Here is a 5,645-nt window from a genome sequence, read left to right as displayed (position 1 = left end):
CTGCACTTGCTCTTTATTTCTATGACCCTTCTGGTAATATAGTAGAATTTATTTCAAGATATGAAATTGCTGAAGATAGTATAGAACCTTTTTCCGTTAAAAGCATTTTAAACATTAGTGAAATAGGTTTAATTGTAGAAGACACTATAAGTGTAAGCGAAAAACTAAATCAAATTGGTGTAATAGAGCGTGACAATAAAACAATAAGTAGACAGTTCCTTAATTTCATGGGTGAAAGGAGGAAGGGAATATTTATTATATTAGCCCAACCAGGGAGAAGATGGATATTTTCTGATAAAACGTCTGCCATATTTCCTCTTGAGATTACATTAACAGATAACAGTAAAATAATCATCAATTCGGATAAGGAATTGCAGGTATATCGGAATGAGCAAAAAGGAGAATTATTTTCTGAAAATTAATATCTGTCAGAATACCATCTTAGATGCTGATGGTATGTGCTTAAACAAAAGGGATCGGAAAGTTCAATAAACCCCGTCCTTTTTCGCTTCTCTGCCCTACAACTGGAATAGGTACTCATCTATGTTAACCAAAATGAATATCTTTTGTTGAAACCATATTAACTAGGGAGGGATCTTCATGGGATACTTTGTTGTTGTAGAGCCAGGTGTGAACTTATATGTAGAAGATATTAACCCGGGGGGAAATAAGACCATCGTATTTTTGCATGGCTGGCCGTTAAGCCATAAACAGTTTGAATATCAGATTAATGTTCTTCCTGGTATGGGCTATCGCTGTATTGGTATAGACTGGAGGGGCTTTGGCAATTCGGATAAACCAATGACCGGCTATACTTTTGACGGACTTGCAGATGATATCCGCACAGTAGTTAGTACACTTCAAATAAACAATTTTACTCTTGTAGGTCACTCTACAGGCGGGGCTATCGCAATTCGGTATATGTCTCGTCACAACGGTTTTGGGGTATCAAGGCTTGTTCTTGTTGATGCGGCAGCCCCAACTGGATTTACCGCAGAAACTGCTAATAACTTTCTTAAAGAAACCTTAAATGACCGGCCTAAAATGATACAGGACGTAATAGATGGCTTTTTCTTTCAGTTTATAACTAAACCATTTTCGGACTGGTTTTTACAAATGGGATTACAAGCAGCAAGTTGGTCAACAGCTGCTATTATAAAGACATTAAGAGATGAGAAGCTACATGCGGATCTCTCAAAAATTAATGTTCCTACTTTAATCATTCACGGTATTCATGACAAAGTTATTCCATTTGCACAAGCTCAGGAACTAAATGAAAAAATAAGAAATTCACAGCTTGTTCCGTTTCAATATAGTGGTCATGGCCCTTTCTGGGAAGAACGTGACAAGTTCAACCAACTATTGACACAATTTGCTTAGTTGAAACTTTGACCTAAATTCAAATAAACGGAGACGATAGCACAATAATCGAGTACACTTTACGGACAGTTAAATATTTGCTTTAATTATTAGACTCGATACATTTGTTGAACTAAAAGATGTGTTAGTTCAACAAGCTAAAGGCTGCAATTATAATCATTATCTTGATCTTACGATCGGGCGCAATTCTTGAAGAGGAATTGTGCCTTTTTCAGTAATAGGGCCATTTATTGGAGGAAGAATATCAAGGGGAATTAAAACTTATGGTATTGAAATTATGGTGTTAGTGAAAGAATGCACCTAAAATAACTAACAGGTTAATAAAAAAAGGAAATTCGCATAAAGCGAAAGAAATTATATAGAAAACAAATGGGGGAGTGGTTTTCTATGGGGTTCATTCAACCGAAGAACTTCGTAACTAAAAACGGGGAACCATGTACAATAAAAACGGCATTACCTGAAGATGCGAAGAAGGTATTGAGGTTTAATCAAACCATTATTAGCGAAGCTCCTTTTTTACTTACAACGGAAGCTGAATTCAAGGTATCCTATGAACGACAAAAACAATTCTTAAAAGAGATTTTTGATGACAATGGCAAGTTAGCAATAATAGCAGAATATCAAAGTAATATTATCGGGTTTTTAGACTTCCATAATGGTCATAAAAAGCGAATACAACATCGAGGTTCATTTGGTATGAGTGTTGCAGATAAATATAGATATCAAGGGGTTGGTAAAGCCATGCTAACTTTATTGTTGGCTTGGGCAAAAGAAAATCCTTTAATTGAAAAAGTCTGCCTCGAAGTGTTTGCTGAAAATACGAATGCAGTCTCTTTATACGAAAGGGTTGGCTTTGTTGAGGAAGGACGTAAAGTAAAAGCTATAAAAGTAGATGAAGATATTTATTATGATTTAATCTCGATGGCATACTTTACGAAGAAGTAGAAAATGTATTTATTTAAAAAGTTAGATTGTGAAAAATTGTACTAGTGCTCACGGGTGCTTACCTTCAAGAAGGAGAAGTACCCTTTTTTGTAAATGTTATTGGACGAAGAAGGATAGTTGAACAATTAGAATTAATTAATAAGCAAAATCTTTATAAGTAGATTTGATTAGTATATATTATGTGAATAGTGACAATAATGTGTAAATTTAATGTATATTAATGATAATTCAGTAAAAATATGTATAATTAAAATAGAACGAACGTTCAATTTAGAGGAAGGAGCATCTCGTTGAACAAAAGGCGTTATGATGGTGAGAATGCAAAAAATGAAATCATGGAAAATGCTTCAATTCTGTTCTCTCAAAAAGGCTATAATCAAACATCAGTTGGTGATATTTCAAAAGCTTCTGGTTACAGTAAGGGACACATTTATTATCATTTCCAGAACAAAGAGCGGCTTTTTGTCCTTTTGGCACAAAAAACTATGCGAGATTGGTACGACAAGTGGGTGAAAATAGAATCTACTTACTTAACCGCAACAGAAAAATTGTATGGCATTGCTATGCACGTACTCTATAATTACCAAACACCCTTATTAAAATCAGGACAGGAGTTAGCTTCAAATCCAAACTCAAGTCCAGAATCTGTAAAACAATTATATGAATTAGCCGTTGTCCCGATGAGTTCTTATCGCTCAATCTTTCAAGAGGGTATAGAAAAGGGGGAGTTTATAGCAGGAAATCCAGATGAATGGACTGTATTACTAGGAACGTGGCTTGGTGGCTTATGCCAGCTTACGAATACTCAAGAATTGAGTTCGCTTGAGCCTCTTTTTAAACAAGCAATTATGATTTTTTTAGGGTCAATAAAAAAGGGGGAATTTAATAATGAAAATAGGATTACTAGGTGACAGTTTAACAGAAGGTCGTCCTGGAGTGTCTTTTGTTAACATTTTAAAAGATAATTATCCAAATATTTTGTTTGATAATCTAGGCAAACCAGGGGAGTCAGTTAAAAGTTTGCATACCCGTTTAACAAAAGTAAAATTAGATACAGATTATGATCTTATTTTCCTTTGGATTGGAGTCAATGATGTTTATTCAAAATTATTGAGAGTCCAAGCACAGCCTGTTGCAAAAGATCCCGAGGAATTTAGGGAGTATTACAACAAAGTATTAGAAATGGTTATAGCTTCTTCTAAACAGGTGGTTACAGTTTCACCAGCATTAGTGGGTGAAACATCAAAGAATGAATCGAATAAAGAAATAAAAAATTTATCTTCCATCATCCAATCCCTCTCTAGAAAACACTCAAATGTAAGTTTTTTAGATATGCATTCCGTATTTGAGAAACACCTTTCTAAAGTCACTTGTTCAGATTACGTCAGCATCAAAGTTATGAGAGTGATGTTGGATGTACTCTTTTATAAAAATCCAACTAGCATCGACCGGTTATCAAAAAAGCGAGGACTTCACTTCACATTAGATGGCATTCATTTAAATAGTACTGGTGCAGCACTTGTTGCAGACGAATATGCAACAATGATAGATCGACTTTTATTCTTCGACCATAAGTCCCTTCAGTAGTAAAAAAATTATTTAGGAGGAAGTAGTAATGGAAGGGTATAGGAAAGTTGCTATTGTAACGGGCGGAGCATCAGGGATAGGTAAGGCAATTTGCAATGAATTAGTTTCTAAAAATGTATTTGTTATTATTTCAGACATTAATGAACGAGATGGGAAGACTTTTAAAGCTGAGCTTAATAAAGAAGCCATCAATTCTAGGTTTGTTTATTTAAATGTAACCGAATTTAAAAGTGTTGAACGTGCGATTAATGAAGTCTATCAAGAATTCGGCCGGTTAGATTACCTTTTTAACAATGCAGGTATTGCCATGTACGGCGAATTATATGATATGTCGATAGAAGACTGGAAAGAAATTGTAGACATAAATTTATGGGGAGTCATTAATGGAACTCAAATTGGGTATAAAATCATGAAAGAACAAGGCTTCGGACATATAGTTAACACGGCATCAGCTGCAGGCCTTGGACCCTCCCCAGTATCTTCAGCCTACTCCACAACAAAACATGCAGTTGTAGGTCTAACTACATCCCTTCATTATGAAGCGGAGGAATTTGGCATAAAAGTAAGCGCGATTTGTCCAACATTTGTTGATACACCTATTTTTGATGAGGCGAAAGCAATAAATATCAATAAGTCTCTTATTACAAAACAATTGAAAAAACAAAAGATGATGTCTCCACAACAACTTGCGAAAATTGCCTTAGACGGTATCCATAAAAATAAACCTGTAATTTGTCCGATGCCAATGCGTAGAACAATGAATGTTATCTTTACGATATTTCCTCCAGTACACAGTGCATTGATGAGATTAGTTTGTAAGGTTAGTAGAAAAGCTCGTGTATCTTAAAAATTCAACTTCCTACTTGAACTATGACCACCCTACGGGTACCATCGTCTGGATGAAAATTTTGTATATCCTGTTGTGCATGTGACAATCAAGTCCGATTTTTTAACAGAGGCATACTTTTCAGAACTCTCGGCACAGTATGATCAAATTCGCTCACAGCATCGAAAATGGTATGTATTTGACCGTTCCAAAGCGATTGGATCACACGCGATTCTCACTCGTTTGATGCATGATTTGAGGGAAAATGAAGAGATGTTGGTTGGGCATCAGCATTATTATTTATTTTTTGATACTTTTGATCGACATGTCAGGCAACTTGCATACGTTACGGAGGAGGTTCATTATTTTCGAAATGAACTGAATCGATATGGGGAGGCCCCAGAGCGATTAGATGAGATGATTGAACTCGCAGCTTGCGGCAAGTGGCGACTATTCAGCGCCAAGTATCACAGGTACGAAGAAACTGAATTGGACGCAACGTATCATGTAAAGTTCGTATCGTCGAATGGTCGCTTTGAAGTAGTCTATCATATCGAGACTGGAGAGATTGTAACTAATCTAGTAAACATGGGCACGTATAATTATGCGCCGGGGAGCATCCATCCATGGAAGTATTATCAGCACCATAAATACGATAAAGTTCCCTGGAAGAAATGGGGTAATACTGATCAGATTTCATACAAGGAAATTACAAAGAGGCCGTCAAGGCATGGCTCAAAAGAGCAAAAGAATAGTACAGAAGAACTCCAATACTTGATCAAAAACAAAATGACGGATTCACAGAAGTGTCAATGGAATATGAGCGAAGAGGAGTCGTTTGGAGAAAACCCGTAAATTAAGAATTTTCGTTTTTGTATGGAATAATGTTTGGGACAGTTAAAGTAAC

The 5,645-nt window shown here is 35.8% G+C and carries 6 protein-coding genes and 1 pseudogene; all 7 read left to right on the top strand.

All coding sequences use genetic code 11. The annotated features are described in order from the left end of the window. A pseudogene (locus V7164_RS14135) lies at nucleotides 1-422 on the top strand (VOC family protein); the annotation flags it as partial. 178 nt (nucleotides 423-600) lie between these two features. After that, nucleotides 601-1,380: an alpha/beta fold hydrolase gene (locus V7164_RS14130; protein ID WP_335344169.1), complete on the top strand. Its 780-nt coding sequence runs from the start codon at nucleotides 601-603 to the stop codon at nucleotides 1,378-1,380. A gap of 387 nt (nucleotides 1,381-1,767) precedes the next feature. Beyond that, nucleotides 1,768-2,325: a GNAT family N-acetyltransferase gene (locus V7164_RS14125; RefSeq protein WP_335354387.1), complete on the top strand. Its 558-nt coding sequence runs from the start codon at nucleotides 1,768-1,770 to the stop codon at nucleotides 2,323-2,325. A 290-nt stretch (nucleotides 2,326-2,615) separates the two neighbouring features. Beyond that, nucleotides 2,616-3,236: a TetR/AcrR family transcriptional regulator gene (locus tag V7164_RS14120; RefSeq protein ID WP_335344171.1), complete on the top strand. Its 621-nt coding sequence runs from the start codon at nucleotides 2,616-2,618 to the stop codon at nucleotides 3,234-3,236. Then, the gene (locus V7164_RS14115; RefSeq protein ID WP_335344172.1) at nucleotides 3,214-3,912 is read left to right on the top strand and encodes an SGNH/GDSL hydrolase family protein; all 699 of its coding nucleotides are present in this window, start codon (nucleotides 3,214-3,216) and stop codon (nucleotides 3,910-3,912) included. Before V7164_RS14120 ends, V7164_RS14115 begins: the two co-directional genes overlap by 23 nt. A 28-nt stretch (nucleotides 3,913-3,940) precedes the next feature. After that, the gene (locus V7164_RS14110) at nucleotides 3,941-4,759 is read left to right on the top strand and encodes an SDR family NAD(P)-dependent oxidoreductase (protein ID WP_335344173.1); all 819 of its coding nucleotides are present in this window, start codon (nucleotides 3,941-3,943) and stop codon (nucleotides 4,757-4,759) included. A gap of 75 nt (nucleotides 4,760-4,834) precedes the next feature. Next, entirely contained in the window at nucleotides 4,835-5,593 is a 759-nt protein-coding gene (locus V7164_RS14105; RefSeq protein ID WP_335344174.1) for a hypothetical protein, read from the top strand. Nucleotides 5,594-5,645 lie beyond the last annotated feature (52 nt).

This window comes from Bacillus sp. JJ1474, from assembly GCF_036965225.1.
Classification (GTDB): domain Bacteria; phylum Bacillota; class Bacilli; order Bacillales; family Cytobacillaceae; genus Cytobacillus.
Note: the sequence above shows the minus strand (reverse complement) of the source record. Positions and strands in the feature narration are given on the sequence as shown.

What these genes read in the sequence shown, in the direction of transcription:
- V7164_RS14130 (WP_335344169.1), top strand. Translation starts at nt 601, where the DNA reads ATGGGATACTTTGTTGTTGTAGAGCCAGGTGTGAACTTATATGTAGAA.
- V7164_RS14125 (WP_335354387.1), top strand. Translation starts at nt 1,768, where the DNA reads ATGGGGTTCATTCAACCGAAGAACTTCGTAACTAAAAACGGGGAACCA.
- V7164_RS14115 (WP_335344172.1), top strand. Translation starts at nt 3,214, where the DNA reads ATGAAAATAGGATTACTAGGTGACAGTTTAACAGAAGGTCGTCCTGGA.
- V7164_RS14110 (WP_335344173.1), top strand. Translation starts at nt 3,941, where the DNA reads ATGGAAGGGTATAGGAAAGTTGCTATTGTAACGGGCGGAGCATCAGGG.